Consider the following 15162-nt stretch of genomic DNA (forward strand, 5'->3'; position numbering starts at 1 on the left):
GTGCCGACGGCTCCAGCCCCGCCCTGGCCTCCTGCCCCGCCGGCTCCACCGGACCACAGGAACGACAAGAGAGCCCTGTCGACGCCACCGGCGCCTCCGGCGCCGCCGGTCCCACCGATGCCGGTCGGGTTGGCAAAGCCGACTCCGCCGGTCCCACCGGCCCCGCCGTTGCCTCCGAGGAAGCCACCGGCGCCGCCGACACCACCGACCCCACCGACCGCGGTCGCGGTGCCGGCACCCCCGGCCCCGCCGGCACCACCGTTGCCGAACAACCCGGCCGCGCCGCCGGCTCCACCCGCCTTCCCGGCCGCCCCGGACCCACCGTTGCCACCGTTGCCCCAGAGGATGCCACCGGCCCCACCAGCCTGGCCGGTACCCGCCGCACCATTGGTGCCATTGCCGATCAACGGACGCCCGAACAATGCGTTGGTGGGCGCATTGATGATGCCCAGGATGTCTTGTTCTAAAGTCTGAAGGGGCGATGCGCTGGCCGCCTCAACTGCCGCATATGCACCCCCTGCGCCCGTCAATGCGCGCACGAAGTCGGCGTGATATGCCGCAGCCCGGGCATTGAGCGCCGTGAATTGTTGACCGTATCCGCCGAAGAATCTCGAAATCGCTGCCGATACCTCATCGGCGGCCGCGGGCAGCAATTCCGTCGTCGCAGGCGCGGCCGCACCGGCTGCCGATTTGAGTGCAGACCCAATACTGGCGATGTCAGTCGACGCGGCATTCAACACCTCGGGTGCGACCAGCAGGTACGACGACATTCGCGGCTCCCATCTTCAATTGACTCTCGGCAGAACGGGGTTCTAATAGCGATAAATTCATAGCAGACACCACCGCCGGAGGGCCAGTGTTCGTTTTACGGATTTCGGCGTGTCGTTTGGAGGACGTCTCTGCGTGTCGAGCAGGAACAGTGCATTCCCCCGGACGAATGCCGGTAGGCCCGATGCCGTAGGGCGCGCCACTGGGCCGGCATGAGCACGACTGGCGCTGCACGTCGTGGTTGGTGCGTGCCGCGACGGCATTTGCCCGCCCCGGCTGAGGACAGGTCCGCGCCACACCGGCCGGTGGTTATCGGATCAGTTGGCCGTCGGCAACCCTGCAACCAAGTTTGTTGCGCTGCAACAGGATATCGTTTACGGGTGCGCTGGCTCCGCGGCCACTGACCGCATTGTCGGCGGGAAAAACAAGAAAGCGGGCGGCACTACGGCCTGAGATCCTTCGTTGATCGGCGTGCGCGACCTCGTCCAGCCACCGGTCGCCGATCACATCGGCGGTCAACGACGCGATGGCGGGCAGCCACCAATTCGACTCGGCATCAGGCGAATTCACCTTCATCGCTACGCAAGGCTTTACCGGCTTGGGTGAGTTCAAGGCTAAATGACGAGTCTAGTTGTCAGAGAGTTGATTTCGGCTGTACTGCCGTCGACGACCCGGTCCCGCTGCGGTGATTCGATGATCGGCTGTCCAAGAGCGGAGATTGCGGTGTTCCCGCCGCGCGATCGCGGTCACCTGCGCCGCGGGCCGTTTTGCTGGCGCACGCGGCGGAGTCCCCCGGTCGGCACCCGCCAAAGACCGGTATTCCTATTACTGTTTGCCGGCCGCGGCGTCGACGGTCGCGCGGATGGCTCCGGACAGCCGCGTTCCCGCATCCGCAAGTGCCGGATCGACGGCGGTGAACTCCGGCGCCGGATCGAAGTAGCTGATCTGGGCCGGGCCCCCGCGGTCGTTCGCCCACACGGTCACGCGGACCGGAACCACCGCGCCGATGGCCTGGGTGGCACCGAACAACGACTTGCCGATCTGCGGGTCGCCGATGAAGAAACTGTGCGCGCGTTGCGACGGCACACCCACCGCCTTCAATCTGGTCTCTTCGTTCAAGTCACCGAGGATGACCATGCCGTGTTTGTCTGCGGCGTCGTGCAGGGCACCGATCGTCGCCTCGTACTCGCCGTTGGCGGTCAGCGTGATGAACCGCGTGTCGACCGCGGTTGCCGCCATCGGGCCACCGGCGGCGGCTTCGGCGATCGTTCGGATCTGCTGGGATATCTGCTGCCCGCCGTTACCGAGTGCGGGATCGACCGCGGCGAACTCCGGCGCCGGATCGAAATAGCCGATGTGGGCCGGACCGTCGGCGTCCGCCCACACGTGCATGCGCACCGGAACCACCGCACCGATGGCTTTGGTGACATCGAAAAACGTCTTGCCGAGCTCAGGGTTACCGACGAAGAACGTGTGCGCGCCGGGCAGGCGCAACCCGTTGGCCGCCAACTCAGCGTCCTGGTTCACCTCGCCGACGATCGTCATGCCGTGGTCGCCGGCCGCCTTGGTCAGCGCGCCGACCGTGGCCTCGAAACCTTGGTTGGCGGTGTAGCTGACGAACTTCGTCGACACGCCGCGCGACCCGTCGGCGGGGCCGGCGCTGGTCGGCGCCCCGGCGGGTCCCATGCTGCGCCCGTCATGACAACCGGCCACCGTCACGACGACGGAAACAACCAGGACGATTTGCGCCAATATCGCTCGGAATGTGGGGCACATAGGTGCTGCTCCCTCGACTTCGACGGGCACCGACGTCCCATGAGACTCCACCATCGGCGCAACGATCTCAATAGCCGAAGGTCAGCTAGCGAAAGTGGGGTAGCCATCCCGCGCGAACAGACGCAAAAGCACCCTATTTCGGCACGAAATGGGTGCTTTTGCGTCTGCTCGCGAGCCCGGACCCTGGCGCCGACTAGGTGACCAGGGTGACCGAGTTCGACCGGCGCAGCTTGCCCGACGGCGTCTTCGGAATGGTTCCCGGACCCAGCACGACGACGTTGCGGGGCCGCACGTCGACCTCCTTGACCACCTCGTGCGCCACCTGGTGCTCGATGCGGCGCACCTCGGCCGGGTCTTCGAAAGCGTTCGACTCGACCGCGACGGCGAAAGATTCCCGGGAGTGTCCGGCGTCCAAACGCACGGCCACCGCGCAGCCGGGACGGACACCCTCGACGCGACCGGCGGCCCGCTCGATGTCGGTCGGGTAGATATTGCGGCCGGCCATGATGATGACGTCCTTGACGCGGCCACACACCACCACGTGGCCCTCGTCGGTGAGGTAGCCGAGGTCACCGGTGTCGTACCAGCCGTGCTCGTCCTGCGCGGGGATGAAGCCGCCCATGGTGATGTAGCCCGGTGTGAGCGACTCCCCGCGCAGCTCGATGACACCGACGCCGCGGGCCGGCATCACACTGCCGTTCTCGTCGATCACGCGAGCCTCGAGGTCTTTCAGCAGCGGCCCCAGCGTGGCCAGCCGGCGGGTGTTGCCCTTGGTCGCGGGCACGGCCCGGCGCAGTGCGGCCATCAGATCGGCGTCGACCTCGTCGACCACCAGACCCGAGTTGCACTTGGAGAAGGACACGGCCAGCGTGGTCTCGGCCATGCCGTAGGCCGGCAGGATCGCCGACGACCGCAGGCCGAACGGCTTGCCGGCGTCCAGCAGGTCCTCGACGTCAGCCGGCTCGACAGGCTCGGCGCCGGACAACGCGAAGCGCAGCGTCGACAGGTCGAAGTCGCCCGGCTTGGCGTTGCGGCGCAACCGCTTGGCCAGCAGGGCGTAGGCGAAGTTGGGCGCCGCGGTCATGGTGCCCTTGTACTTATCGATGAGCTTGGCCCACAGCAGCGTGTCGCGCAGGAAGTCCATCGGCGTGACCTTGACCAGCTCGGCGCCGAAGAACATCGGGATGGTGAGGAAGCCGACCATGCCCATGTCGTGGAAGCAGGGCAGCCAGCTGACCATCACGTCTTTATCGACGTCGTACTCGGCGCCGATGAACATCGCCTCGGCGTTGGAGTAGATGTTGCGGTGGGTGATCTGCACCGCCTTCGGCGAGCCGGTGGATCCCGACGTCAGCTGCATGAGCGCCAGGTCGTCCTCGCCGACCTCGATCGGGTCGATGGGCTCCGACGCCAGCAGGTCGGAGACGGTGAGGACCTTGATGCCCTTCTCCTCCAGCACCGGGATGGCCACGGTGAAGGGTTCCGAGACGATGACGGCCTTGGCCTCGATCATGCCGATCACGGTCATGGTGTCTTCGGCCCACACGGCCAGGTCGGTGCGCGGGGTGGGCTGGTGCAGCATGGTCAGGCTGGCGCCGCGCATCCACAGGCCCTGGGCTGTGGGGGCGATCTCCACCGGGAATCCGGCGAGAACGCCGACGGCATCGCCGAGGCCGACGCCCGCGGCGGCCAGGCCGCCCGCGATGCACCGGGCGCGTTCGTGCACCTCGCCCCAGGTGTGTCGGACAGGTTCGTGGGGTTCACCGGTGACCATGCCCGTCGTCGCCGTGCGGGCATTGCGGAACATCTTCTCGGTAAACCTGCTCACGCAAACCTCCTCGGTACTAGCGCTGTGCCCAAGGTCCGAGCTTTCATGTTGCACTCGCCAGATCACGCTTGTAGGCAGGCGCGCGCACACGTTGGACAGCGTTTAGGTCTCGATTTGGTAGAGAGCTGCGGCCCTGCGTTGGGCTGCCGATACTCGCCACCGCGGCTTATCTTAAGCAACTCTTAAGTAACTGCCAAACGGTAACGCGATATGAGTGCCATGTCACAGCCGCGTTAACGGCCGAGCACCTCAGTCGCCCGGAGTCGCCGGCGCCGGCACCACGCGGGCCCCCGGCACCGGCCCGCTGGCAACCCGGACGGTACGGCACACGCCCGCCCCGGACAGCTGGGTGCCGACGTCGACGGCGGAGTCCGCCGAGTCACACAGGAATGCGCACGTGGGGCCCGAGCCGGACACGATGCCGGCCAGCGCTCCCGCCTCGACGCCCGCGCGCAGTGCGCGCCGCAATGCCGGATCCAGGCTGACCGCGGCGGCCTGCATCTCGTTGCCCAGCAGCGGTGCCAGCTGCTTGGGATCTCCGGCAGCCAGGGCGGCCAACACCGGGCCGGGCTCGTCCAGGCGAGGCGGATCCCCGACCTCACGCAGCCGATCCAGTTCCGCATAGACCGCCGGCGTCAGCAGCCCGCTGTCGGCGAAAGCCAGCACCCAGTGAAAGGTGTTGCGCGACAACACCGTCGCCAGCTCCTCGCCGCGCCCGGTGCCCAGCGCGGTGCCGCCGTGCAGCGCGAACGGCACGTCGCTGCCCAGCTGCGCGGCCAGCATCCGCAGGTCTCGGCGGGGCAGATTGAGTTCCCACAGCGCGTTCATCGCCACCAGCACGGCGGCCGCATCCGCGCTGCCGCCCGCCATGCCACCGGCCAGCGGAATCGACTTGTCGATCAGGATCGACACGTCGGGGGCACGGCCCACGTGGTCGGCCATCAGCTCGGCCGCCCGCCAGGCCAGGTTGCGTTCGTCGGTGGGCAGCGTGTCAGCGCCCTCTCCGACGTGCTCGAGGGATAGCACATCGGCATTGCGCACCGTCACCTCGTCGAACAGTGAGACGGCGTGGAACACCGTCGTCAGCTCGTGGTAGCCGTCGTCACGGCGGTCGCCCACGGCGAGGTAGAGGTTGACCTTCCCCGGCACCCGAACGGTGGTCGACCCGGTGGGCACCCACAGCTCGGCGGTGTTGCCGTCAGATGCTGACACCGCAGCAGACTATCGCTGCCATCGGTGAATCACACGCAGCGGCACCGCCACCACTGTCATCCGCGCCTCAGCGGGTGGACGCCGGAGCGGCATCCGCTGCGGCGCCGTCGCCGAGGTCGCCGGACCGCTGTAACAGCCGGACGAAGTCTTCGACGGACAGCGTCTCGCCGCGGCGGGCGGGGTCGATGCTGGCCGCCAGCAACCGGCTGGCCGACTCGTTGCCCGATCCGGCCCACTCCACGAACGCATTGCGCGACGTCTTGCGCCGTTGCGCGAAGGCGATGTCGACAAGCTCGAAAACCCGCCTGCGGAAAGCCTCGTCGGTGGGCCACGGCGAGGTCTCGTAGCGATCGATACGCACCAGGCCGGAGTAAACGCGCGGAATCGGCCAGAACACCGTCGGTGACACGGTGCCGCAGCGTCGTACCCGGCCGTAGAAGTTCACCTTGACGCTGGGCACGCCGTATTCCTTGCCACCCGGCTCGGCGGCCAGTCGCTCGGCGACCTCGGCCTGCACCATCACCGTCACGGTGCGGATAGAAGGAAACTCGGCGAGCAGGTGCAGGAGCGCGGGAACGGCGACGTTGTACGGCAGGTTGGCCACCACCGCCGTCGGTTCCGGGGACAGGTCCTCGCGGCGCAGCGTCAACACATCGCGATGGAGCACGGTCAACCGCTGGGCTTCGCTGTTGGAATGCTCGGTGACCGTCTGCGGCAGCCTGGCGGCCAGCACCGGATCGATCTCGACGGCTGCCACGGTCGCGCCGCGGTCAAGTAGCGCGAGCGTCAACGAACCCAGTCCCGGGCCTACTTCCAGAACGACGTCGGACTTGCCGATGCCGGATGCCGTGACGATTCGGCGAACCGTGTTGGCGTCGTGCACGAAGTTCTGTCCAAAGGATTTCCGCGGGCGGAAATCAAGCTCCTTGGCCAACCGCCGGATCTCGGTGCGCCCGAGCAGCCGGATCGTCAGCGGGCACCCACTCGTCCACTGCACACGGGCCAGGCACCCCAGCCCTGACGCTGCCGGGTCACGTCGGCGATCGCGATCTGCTCTTCGCGGGTGGCCAGGTCGGCGCGGGGGGCATAGCGCAGCCCGCCGTTGGCTTCCCAGGTGCCCTGGTCGAACTGGACGCCGCCGAAAAATCCGTTTCCGGTGTTGATCGCCCAGTTTCCGCCGGCCTCGCAGCCCGCGAGCGAGTCCCAGATGGTTCCGTCGCTGACGGGCGGTACCTCGGTGCCCGGTTTGGCGCCGACCCGCACGACCGCTTCGCGGGCCGGGGTCACGACCACGTTGGCGATCGGCAGGCGGCCGGTCTCGACGCCGTTGATCTCGGCTACCGAGAACGTGACGTCCTGGGTGCCCGGGCTGCCCGGGTCTTCGACGACCTCGCGGCTCATGTTCATCTCGGGGTCTTCGATGCGGCGCGCCGGCGGGGCCAGCGGCATCCGCTCGGTGACCCGTTCGATGCGGTTACGGGTGACCTGGATCAGCATGCCGTCCGTGATCGGTGTCGCCGGCGCGGGGTTCACCTGGTCGCTGTCCTGCAGCGGTGCGCCGGCCGCGCTCAGCAGCCCGGCGACGTTCGGCGCCGGCAGGTGCACGGTGCGGACCGCGCCGCCGTCGTCGATCTGGACTGTCTTGGCGCTGACGACGGGCAGTGCCATGCCCGACAGCGGGACGCGGCTGGCGCGCGAAGCGGCGGCGGGAGCGGTGTCGGTCATCGCCAGCTGCGCGAGCGCCTCATCCACCGTCGACGCCGTGGTCCATACCTGCCGGGAATTCTGGCCGTCCAGGGTGATCTCCAGAGGACGGCTCCGGCGCAGCACGATCGTGGCCGCGTCGCCTACGGAGACGTCGCCGGCCGGGAACAGGTCGTCGCGACCTTCGACGGAGAACCCGTTCTCCCGAACGATGTCGATCACCCGCGACCTCATGGTCTGCACCTTCATCGAGGTGCCATCCACGGTCAGCGTGACGGTCTTCGATGCGGACACGGCGTATCCGCCGGCGGATGCCAGTACCAGCAGCAGGGCGCCGACCAGCAGGCGCAATGTGGGCGATTCGGTTTGATGAAGTTTAGTGAGCAGTTTCAATGTCAATCCCAGTCAATCTCTACGTATCCCAAGTCTGTTCCGACCTACCACGACCCTTACGCAGCAACAACGCAGCAAAAGTTCGAGACGAGCTACCGACCATATTCAGCTGAAATAACAAATGGGCCCATAGGCCCACCCGTTCGATCACAAGACGGTAACGAACCGACCAGTGCAGGGCAACTCCTGCGAGTGGATTCTTTTGGGATACAGGCGTTAGAGCTCCGTCGGCCGATTCAGCCGGTATGCGCGGCGAGCGTTGCTCGTAGTGATTTCCGCTAATTCCTCAGGACGGCGATTCACCAGTTCAGCAAGGGCACGAACGGTGTAGGGCAGGCAGTACGATTCGTTAGCTGCGCCCCGATATGGATGTGGGGTGAGAAATGGAGCGTCGGTTTCCACCAATAGCTGGTCCAACGGTATCAGCGGAACGGCTTCGCGCAGGTCGCGGGCGTTACGGAAGCTCACCGTCCCAGACAGGCTCAGCAACCATCCGGCCGCCGCGCAAGTGCGAGCCATCTCACTGCCGGATGAGAAGCAGTGAAAAATCACAATCTCGGGCGCGCCCTCGGCACGCAGCACATCGAGCACCTCCCGGTCGGCCTCGCGGTTGTGGATCATCAACGGCTTGCCGGTCCGCTTGGCCAGGTCGATGTGCCAGGCGAATGCTTCGCGTTGCACCTCCGGGCGGGCGCAGCCGTCGAGCCGTCCCGGCCAGTACATATCCATCCCCGTCTCGCCGACGGCCACCACGCGGGGATGGGCCGCCAACCTTTCGATCTCCGCGCGCGCGTCCTCGGTCAGCGCCTCCGTGCGCGTCGGATGCAGGGCGACCGCGCCGTAGACCCGTGGGTCCCATTCGACAGCCCGCGTCACCCAGCGCGCCGATTCCAGGTCGTCGGCGATGGTGACCACCGCTTCGACCCCGACGGCAGCCGCGCGGTCGACGAGGGCGCGCACTCCCGCCTCGTCGGAGACGCCGCAGGCGTCGAGGTGGGTGTGGGCGTCGATCAACGGTGAAAGCGGCTCCGGCGGTGGCGGTGCTTCTCGTTTGGCGCTCACGCGCCCACGATATGTGCACACGCGAGGCACCCGGCGACCCGATTAGGGTGGAGCCGCAATGAACCAACACCAGCCGAAGCCGTATTACGTCACCACCGCGATCGCCTATCCCAATGGGGCGCCGCATATGGGTCACGCCTACGAATACATCGCCACCGACGCCATCGCCCGCTTCAAGCGACTCGATGGTTTCGACGTGCGTTTCCTCACCGGAACCGACGAGCACGGCCTCAAGGTCGCCCAGGCCGCGGCGGCCGCCGGGGTGCCGACCGCGCAACTCGCGCGCAGCAATTCCGACGTCTTCCAGCGCATGCAGGAGAAACTCAACATCTCCTTCGACCGGTTCATCCGCACCACCGACCCCGACCATCACGTGTCCTCGAAGGAAATCTGGCGGCGCATGGAAGCGGCCGGCGATATCTATCTGGACAACTACGCAGGCTGGTACTCGGTGCGTGACGAGCGGTTCTTCGTCGAATCGGAGACCCAATTACTCGACGATGGCAGCCGGATCGCGGTCGAGACCGGCACCCCGGTGACGTGGACCGAGGAGCAGACGTACTTCTTCCGGCTGTCGGCATATGCCGACAAGCTGCTGACGCATTACCGCGACAACCCGGGTTTCATCGCCCCCGAGACTCGCCGCAATGAGGTCGTCAGCTTCGTCTCGGGCGGTCTGGACGATCTGTCGATCTCGCGCACCTCGTTCGACTGGGGCGTGCAGGTTCCCGGCCATCCGGACCACATCATGTACGTCTGGGTCGATGCGCTCACCAATTATCTGACCGGCGCCGGCTTTCCCGACACCGACTCGGAGTTGTTCGCCCGCTACTGGCCCGCGGACCTGCACATGATCGGCAAGGACATCATCAGGTTTCACGCCGTGTACTGGCCGGCGTTTCTGATGTCAGCCGGAATCGAGTTGCCGCGAAGGGTTTTCGCGCACGGCTTCCTGCACAACCGGGGCGAGAAGATGAGTAAGTCGGTGGGTAACATCGTCGATCCGGTGGCGCTGGTCGACACCTTCGGCGTGGACCAGGTCCGCTATTTCCTGTTGCGAGAGATACCTTTTGGACAGGACGGCAGTTACAGCGACGAATCGATCATCAACCGGATCAACACCGACCTGGCCAACGAGCTCGGGAACCTGGCCCAGCGGTCGCTGTCCATGGTGGCCAAGAACCTGGGCGCGACGGTACCCGAACCGGGTGAGTTCATCGCCGCGGATACCGAGTTGCTGGCCACGGCCGACGGCCTGCTCGATCGGGTTCGCGTCCATTTCGATTCGCAGGCAATGCATTTGGCGCTTGAGGCAATCTGGCTGATGCTCGGCGACGCGAACCGGTACTTCTCCGCGCAGCAGCCGTGGGTGCTGCGCAAGAGCGAGGCGCAGTCGGACCACGAGCGGTTCCGGACCACCCTGTACGTCACCTGCGAGGTGGTCCGCATCGCGGCGCTGCTTATCAGCCCGGTCATGCCGGATTCAGCAGATAAGTTGCTGGACCTGCTCGGCCAGGCCGATGAGCAACGGACGTTCGCCGCTGCCGGTGCGCGCCTGACGCCCGGGACTGCGCTGCCCGCGCCGTCCGGTGTGTTCCCGCGGTATCAGGCGCCCGAAGCCGAGTGAGCGGAACGCAGTGACGGGAACGAGGCGAGCATCCGGCCCCGAAGCCGAGTGAGCGGAACGCAGTGACGGGAACGAGGCGAGCATCAGGCCCCGAAGCCGAGTGAGCGGAACGCAGTGACGGGAACGAGGCGAGCATCCGGCCCCGAAGCCGAGTGAGCGGAGCAAATCTGAAGAATCGTCAAGTCACGTTCACGAAGCCGGATGGCCACATTACGAACCCGAGTTCGCGTTTTGGTGCCAAGCGGTGTGAGGCCTACTTCAGCGATAGGCCATAATCGCCAAGTGGAGCGAAGACGGAATCGGCAGCCCAGCCAATCCCCGATGACCACCCTTAAGCAGTTGCCTGCACTGGTGGTACTCGAGCGGATCCCGGTCCCCGTCCTAGCAATCGCGGATGACGGCAGCATCCTGTTCACCAACACCGCATTCGCCCAGATGGTGGGGTGCGACCCGGAAGAGGTGCTGGCACTGCGCTTTCACGAGATCTTCCACCAGGCGCCGCAGTCGGAGTCCTCACTGCTTTCCTTCGTGCACGCTCTGGCGAACATGGTGGTCGAGCTGGCACACAAGGACGGCTCGGTAGTCCGGGCCCTGATGAGCCGGTCCGCCGTGATGCGCGCTGACGACAAATTTGCTCTGGCCGCATTCCAGGACCTGACCGAACAGTTGTGGGAAGAAGAGCGCTAGCCGTCCCACGACCCAGGGGTGTCCTGCCGAGGCGTGAACATATGAATTCACATAGACTGTAGGTATCCGAATAAGGCTTTCTTGATACTTGTAGTATGGTTTTTCCTGTGATCAGGACTCGCAGCGACTTGGAGTCGTACCTCGAGGCGGACTTGCATGCGCAAGGACTTGAGCGCTGGCGGCATCGCTACCGGGTCATGCACCGAGCCCCATACTTCCAGCGCATGCTGCGCAAGACGGAATATTGGACGAATACCGCGCGGACGCCGTTCGGCCACCTCGTCGCGGCCTATCTTCGCCTGCGGCTGAAGTTCCTCGGCGAGAAGCTGGGATTCGGCATTCCGCTCAACGCCTTCGGGCCCGGCCTCTCCGTCGCCCACGTCGGCTGGGTGCACGTACACCACCGCGCGAAAATCGGCGCCAACTGCCGGATCCACCAGGGCGTGACGATCGGCGAGGGCCGCCCCGGCGAGTACCCCAGCATCGGTGACGACGTGTTCATCTATCCGGGCGCAATGGTGCTCGGCGCCGATGTCGGCAGCCGCGTCGGCATCTACGCGGGCGCGGTGGTGACCAAGCCGGTGCCCGACGATGTCGACGTCGCGGGCGTTCCGGCCCGCATCGTCAAGGACCGCAGGACCCGCGCCGTGAGCGCCTAGCGCTAGCTGCCCTCCGGCACACCGGCTACAGCGCCCGCCGGCGCGGTGGGCCGGGTGTGCCGCAAAGCTTCCCGGGCGAGGAACTGCCGGAAGTACGGCAGCGACGCTTCCGCGGCGACACCGGGAAGCAGAGAAATCCAAATCTGGCTCAGCCGCCCGTTGAGTTCGTCGAGCATGCCGTCGCTCTGCCGGGTCCGCGCCATGGCGATGGAGAGCAACCGGGTCCCGAACATCGCGCCGACGATCGTCTCGGCGAGCGATTGCGGGTCGACGTCCTCCCGCAGGTCCCCTTCGTCGATCGCCTCGCGGGCCTGGACCGCCATTTCCGCCACCCAACCGGCGCAGCAGCGCGCCGCCGCGTCGTTGAACCCGCTGAGCGCGGCGATCAGTTGCTCGGCCGCACGTGCGGTCTTGTCCGTACTGAGCACGTTGGCGATCGCAAAGGTGCCGTGAATCATGTTCTCCAGCGCCGGCGAAGCCGATCCACACACGTTGCGAAACGCCCCGATCAGCACTTCGGCGCCCTCGTCGATGATGTCGGACGCGAGCGCTTCTTTTGAATCGAAGTGGTGGTAAAGGGCGCCCTTGGTCATCCCGGTGCGCTCGATGATGGTGCCCCAACCGGCGGCGGCGTACCCGACCTCACTGAAGACGTCGATCGCCGCGTCAAGAATCTTCCGCCGGGTTACCTCGGATCGAACCTGGCGCGCCATTGGCCATGCCTCCCCAGTGATGTCAATCCGGTTCAGCTCCGGACCTCGGCGTCTTGTTCCTGCTGGTCAGCCGGATAAGCGTAGCAGCAGCAGGTGCGACGTTTCCGATCGCGCGTGCCAGATCGTCTCCGGTGTCGAAATCATGGAGCAATCACCTGGGCCGGGGCGGCCTTGACCGCCAGCGCCGTACGCCGTCGAAGGAATTGCGCGAAGTAGTCGGCCCGGTCCGGTTGCAGGACAGCGGCAAGGATCAGCACCCAGTTCCGTTCCAGGTCGAGCAGGAAACTTCGCGGGTCGTCCAGGTCGCTGGTCTGACGCAGTCCCAGGTACATCGACACGATCAAACGCCCGATGTCACGCGGCTCCCAGCGCTGGGCCACGTCCCCCTCGCTGATGGCGCGCTTGGCGACGCTGGCCAGGGCATCGACCCAGCCGCCCAGCAGACTGGCCTGCAACCCTTCGCTGCGCCCCACCGACTCAATCAGGTGCAACGCGGCTCTGGCCACGTCCTTCGAGATGTCCTGCACGGCGATCAGGTAGCAGAAGTCGATCAGGGTTTCCAGGCCGGACAGCTGGCGGGACAGCAGGTCCTCGACGGCCACCCTGCCCATTGAGGTGTGCTGCTCGATGATGGCCACCGCAAGGGCGTGCTTGGAGCGGAAGTGGGAGTACATCGCGCCTTTGGTCAGTTCGGCCTCGGCGAGAATGTCGTCCAGTCCGACATCGTGGTACGCGCGGCGGGCGAACTGGTGTGCGGCCGCCCGCAGAATCTGTTGCCGGGTGCTGTCTGCTCGTCCGTCGGCCGATTCAGTCGACATCTACCCGCTGCACGCTTTCGGGCGTGCCGAATAGCGGGCAGCAGCGTGGAGCGGAGCGATCTTCTTCACCATCGCGATGCCTTCCTCGACCAGGTGGCCAGACCATCGGATGGTGAGCCGTCCACCGGCGTGTGTCTCAGGCGGCACATTGGACGCCACCTGTGAGGTTATCAAGTTCGCGGCGACCTGCAGGGTTACACGCCGACATGACTGCATCCGTGCCCTGGCAATACCTTAGGTCTGCTCTCAGGCTGCAATAGGTTCAAACAGTATGTAGAATGGGTATATACGCGATCTGTTGGTCTGTGGAGGGCGGACAAACGGGTCCGAACCACCAGTTCGGCCTGGTCGCGATGACTGCCGCCCTCCCGGCCCACTGCACCGACACCCGTTTGCGTTAGGAGAGCCGCATGTCGTTCGTCACCACGCAGCCAGAATCCCTGACCGCGTCGGCCAGCACGCTGCAGGGCGTCGGCTGTGCCGTGAGCGCGGCCGCGGCCGGTCCGACCACTGCGATAGTCCCGGCCGCCGGCGATGAGGTGTCGGCGCTGACGGCAGCGCAATTCGCCGCGCACGGCCACCTGTACCAGGCGGTGAGCGCACAGGCTGCCGCGATTCACGAGATGTTTGTCCAGGTCCTGGGGGTCAGCGCCGGTTCGTACGCCGCCACGGAAGCGGCCAACGCCGCCGCGGCCCGCTGACGACAGGGGTATCGACAATGGATTTCGGCGCACTGCCACCGGAGATCAATTCCGCGCGGATGTACACCGGCGCGGGGGCGGAGCCGCTGCTGGCGGCCTCCGTCGCCTGGGATGAGCTGGCCGCCGAGCTGGCGAGCGCGGCCTCGTCCTACGCGTCGGTGATCGCAGGCCTCACCAGTGGGCCCTGGCTCGGTCCCGCCGCGATCTCCGCGGCCTCGGCCGCCACTCCCTACGCGGTATGGATGGGAGCCACGGCCACGCAGGCCGAGCAATCCGCCGCGCAGGCCAGGGCCGCGGTGAGCGCCTACGAAGCGGCTTACGCGATGACGGTCCCACCAGCTGTTATCGCGGCCAATCGGGCACTGCTGGCCATGCTGGTGGCGACTAATTTCTTCGGGCAGAACTCTCCGGCGATCGCAGCGACGGAGGCCCACTACAGCGAGATGTGGGCGCAGGACGCCGCGGCCATGTACGGCTACGCGGCGGGTTCGGCGGCGGCTTCGACGCTGACTCCGTTCGAGGCGCCGCCTCAGGTCACCGACCCGGCCGGCGCTGCAGCGCAGGCCACTGCCGTGTCGGAGGCCACCGGCGAGGCCGCGGCGACCCAGGCCACCCTGGCCTCGCTGGTCAGCGCGCTTCCGAACACGTTGCAGAGCATGGCAACGCCGGCGTCGCTCGGTACGGCGGCGGCCGGTGTGCCGATCAGCACCACCTCCACTGGCGACATCGCCAACCTGCTGAACATCGCGGTGATGCCGCTCTTCGCGATCAGCAGCGTGTTGGGCATCGCGCAGACTTTGCAGGGCATGACTGCCGCCGCCGCCCAGGTGGGCGAGGTGGCCGCCGAAGCCGCGGAGGCCGCCGCCGGCGCGGCCGCCGCCGGCGCGGAAGCGGCCGGGGGGGCTGCACTGGGGGCCATGGGACAGGCGGCCAGCCTGGGTTCGCTATCGGTGCCACCGGCCTGGACCAGCGTCATCCCGACGGCCCATCTGGCCGGCGTCAGTTCTGCTCTGCCGGGGGGCGCGCCGGGCGCTACGGGCACGATGCCGCCCAGCCTGTTGGGTGGGCTGCCGCGTGCGGCCGCGGCTCCTGGTGGCGCACCGGGGCCGAGGTACGGACTGGTCCCCACCGTGATGGCACAACCGCCGTCCGCGGGGTACGGCGGCGTGATCTGACGCCGGTACGGCGTGATCGTGCGGTTTAAACAGCTGACC

Annotated in this window: 15 protein-coding genes; 5 read left to right on the forward strand and 10 right to left on the reverse strand. The window is 66.7% G+C overall.

Annotated elements, in window-relative coordinates:
* From AO501_RS05960 to AO501_RS05995, 8 genes are all read right to left on the reverse strand, one after another.
* A partial coding sequence (locus AO501_RS05960) for a PE family protein (protein WP_156452340.1) occupies positions 1-770 on the reverse strand: 770 nt, incomplete at its 3' end.
* Between the two features lie 307 nt (positions 771-1077).
* On the reverse strand, positions 1078-1380 hold the full coding sequence (locus AO501_RS05965) for a hypothetical protein (protein ID WP_156452341.1): 303 nt from the start codon (positions 1378-1380) through the stop codon (positions 1078-1080).
* 213 nt (positions 1381-1593) lie between these two features.
* On the reverse strand, positions 1594-2544 hold the full coding sequence (locus AO501_RS05970) for a DUF302 domain-containing protein (protein ID WP_055576847.1): 951 nt from the start codon (positions 2542-2544) through the stop codon (positions 1594-1596).
* Positions 2545-2737: 193 nt separating this feature from the next.
* Positions 2738-4372, reverse strand: coding sequence for a fatty acyl-AMP ligase (locus tag AO501_RS05975; protein WP_055576848.1), 1635 nt, complete (start codon positions 4370-4372; stop codon positions 2738-2740).
* Positions 4373-4621: 249 nt separating this feature from the next.
* A complete protein-coding gene (locus tag AO501_RS05980) occupies positions 4622-5584 on the reverse strand; it encodes a 4-(cytidine 5'-diphospho)-2-C-methyl-D-erythritol kinase (protein WP_055576849.1) in 963 nt (320 codons plus the stop codon).
* Between the two features lie 67 nt (positions 5585-5651).
* The gene (rsmA, locus tag AO501_RS05985; protein WP_055576850.1) at positions 5652-6590 is read right to left on the reverse strand and encodes a 16S rRNA (adenine(1518)-N(6)/adenine(1519)-N(6))-dimethyltransferase RsmA; all 939 of its coding nucleotides are present in this window, start codon (positions 6588-6590) and stop codon (positions 5652-5654) included.
* Positions 6554-7681, reverse strand: coding sequence for a resuscitation-promoting factor (locus tag AO501_RS05990; RefSeq protein WP_055576851.1), 1128 nt, complete (start codon positions 7679-7681; stop codon positions 6554-6556). Before AO501_RS05990 ends, rsmA begins: the two co-directional genes overlap by 37 nt.
* Before the next feature lie 216 nt (positions 7682-7897).
* Entirely contained in the window at positions 7898-8743 is an 846-nt protein-coding gene (locus AO501_RS05995) for a TatD family hydrolase (protein ID WP_063892815.1), read from the reverse strand.
* A 58-nt stretch (positions 8744-8801) separates the two neighbouring features.
* On the opposite strand from AO501_RS05995, the gene metG reads away from it, so the two are divergent.
* The 3 genes from metG (at position 8802) to AO501_RS06010 (ending at position 11716) form a co-directional block, all read left to right on the forward strand.
* Complete coding sequence (gene metG, locus AO501_RS06000; RefSeq protein WP_055576852.1) at positions 8802-10370, forward strand: methionine--tRNA ligase; 1569 nt, start codon at positions 8802-8804, stop codon at positions 10368-10370.
* Positions 10371-10691: 321 nt separating this feature from the next.
* On the forward strand, positions 10692-11057 hold the full coding sequence (locus AO501_RS06005; RefSeq protein WP_055576853.1) for a PAS domain S-box protein: 366 nt from the start codon (positions 10692-10694) through the stop codon (positions 11055-11057).
* A gap of 224 nt (positions 11058-11281) precedes the next feature.
* Entirely contained in the window at positions 11282-11716 is a 435-nt protein-coding gene (locus tag AO501_RS06010) for a serine acetyltransferase (protein WP_231752355.1), read from the forward strand.
* A gap of 2 nt (positions 11717-11718) precedes the next feature.
* On the opposite strand, the gene AO501_RS06015 is transcribed toward AO501_RS06010, so the two are convergent.
* Positions 11719-12429, reverse strand: coding sequence for a TetR/AcrR family transcriptional regulator (locus tag AO501_RS06015; protein WP_055576854.1), 711 nt, complete (start codon positions 12427-12429; stop codon positions 11719-11721).
* Positions 12430-12569: 140 nt separating this feature from the next.
* Positions 12570-13247: a TetR/AcrR family transcriptional regulator gene (locus tag AO501_RS06020; RefSeq protein ID WP_055576855.1), complete on the reverse strand. Its 678-nt coding sequence runs from the start codon at positions 13245-13247 to the stop codon at positions 12570-12572.
* 410 nt (positions 13248-13657) lie between these two features.
* Between AO501_RS06020 and AO501_RS06025 the strand changes: the two genes are divergently transcribed.
* Positions 13658-13948: a PE family protein gene (locus AO501_RS06025; protein ID WP_055576856.1), complete on the forward strand. Its 291-nt coding sequence runs from the start codon at positions 13658-13660 to the stop codon at positions 13946-13948.
* Between the two features lie 17 nt (positions 13949-13965).
* Entirely contained in the window at positions 13966-15123 is a 1158-nt protein-coding gene (locus AO501_RS06030; protein ID WP_055576857.1) for a PPE family protein, read from the forward strand.
* Positions 15124-15162 lie beyond the last annotated feature (39 nt).

This window comes from Mycobacterium gordonae, from assembly GCF_001417955.2.
Taxonomy (GTDB): domain Bacteria; phylum Actinomycetota; class Actinomycetes; order Mycobacteriales; family Mycobacteriaceae; genus Mycobacterium; species Mycobacterium gordonae_B.

Coding starts and splice junctions, on each gene's coding strand:
- AO501_RS06020 (WP_055576855.1), bottom strand. CDS start 13,247: ATGTCGACTGAATCGGCCGACGGACGAGCAGACAGCACCCGGCAACAG.
- AO501_RS06025 (WP_055576856.1), top strand. CDS start 13,658: ATGTCGTTCGTCACCACGCAGCCAGAATCCCTGACCGCGTCGGCCAGC.
- AO501_RS05970 (WP_055576847.1), bottom strand. CDS start 2,544: ATGTGCCCCACATTCCGAGCGATATTGGCGCAAATCGTCCTGGTTGTT.
- AO501_RS06015 (WP_055576854.1), bottom strand. CDS start 12,429: ATGGCGCGCCAGGTTCGATCCGAGGTAACCCGGCGGAAGATTCTTGAC.
- AO501_RS06005 (WP_055576853.1), top strand. CDS start 10,692: ATGACCACCCTTAAGCAGTTGCCTGCACTGGTGGTACTCGAGCGGATC.
- AO501_RS06010 (WP_231752355.1), top strand. CDS start 11,282: ATGCTGCGCAAGACGGAATATTGGACGAATACCGCGCGGACGCCGTTC.
- AO501_RS06030 (WP_055576857.1), top strand. CDS start 13,966: ATGGATTTCGGCGCACTGCCACCGGAGATCAATTCCGCGCGGATGTAC.
- metG (WP_055576852.1), top strand. CDS start 8,802: ATGAACCAACACCAGCCGAAGCCGTATTACGTCACCACCGCGATCGCC.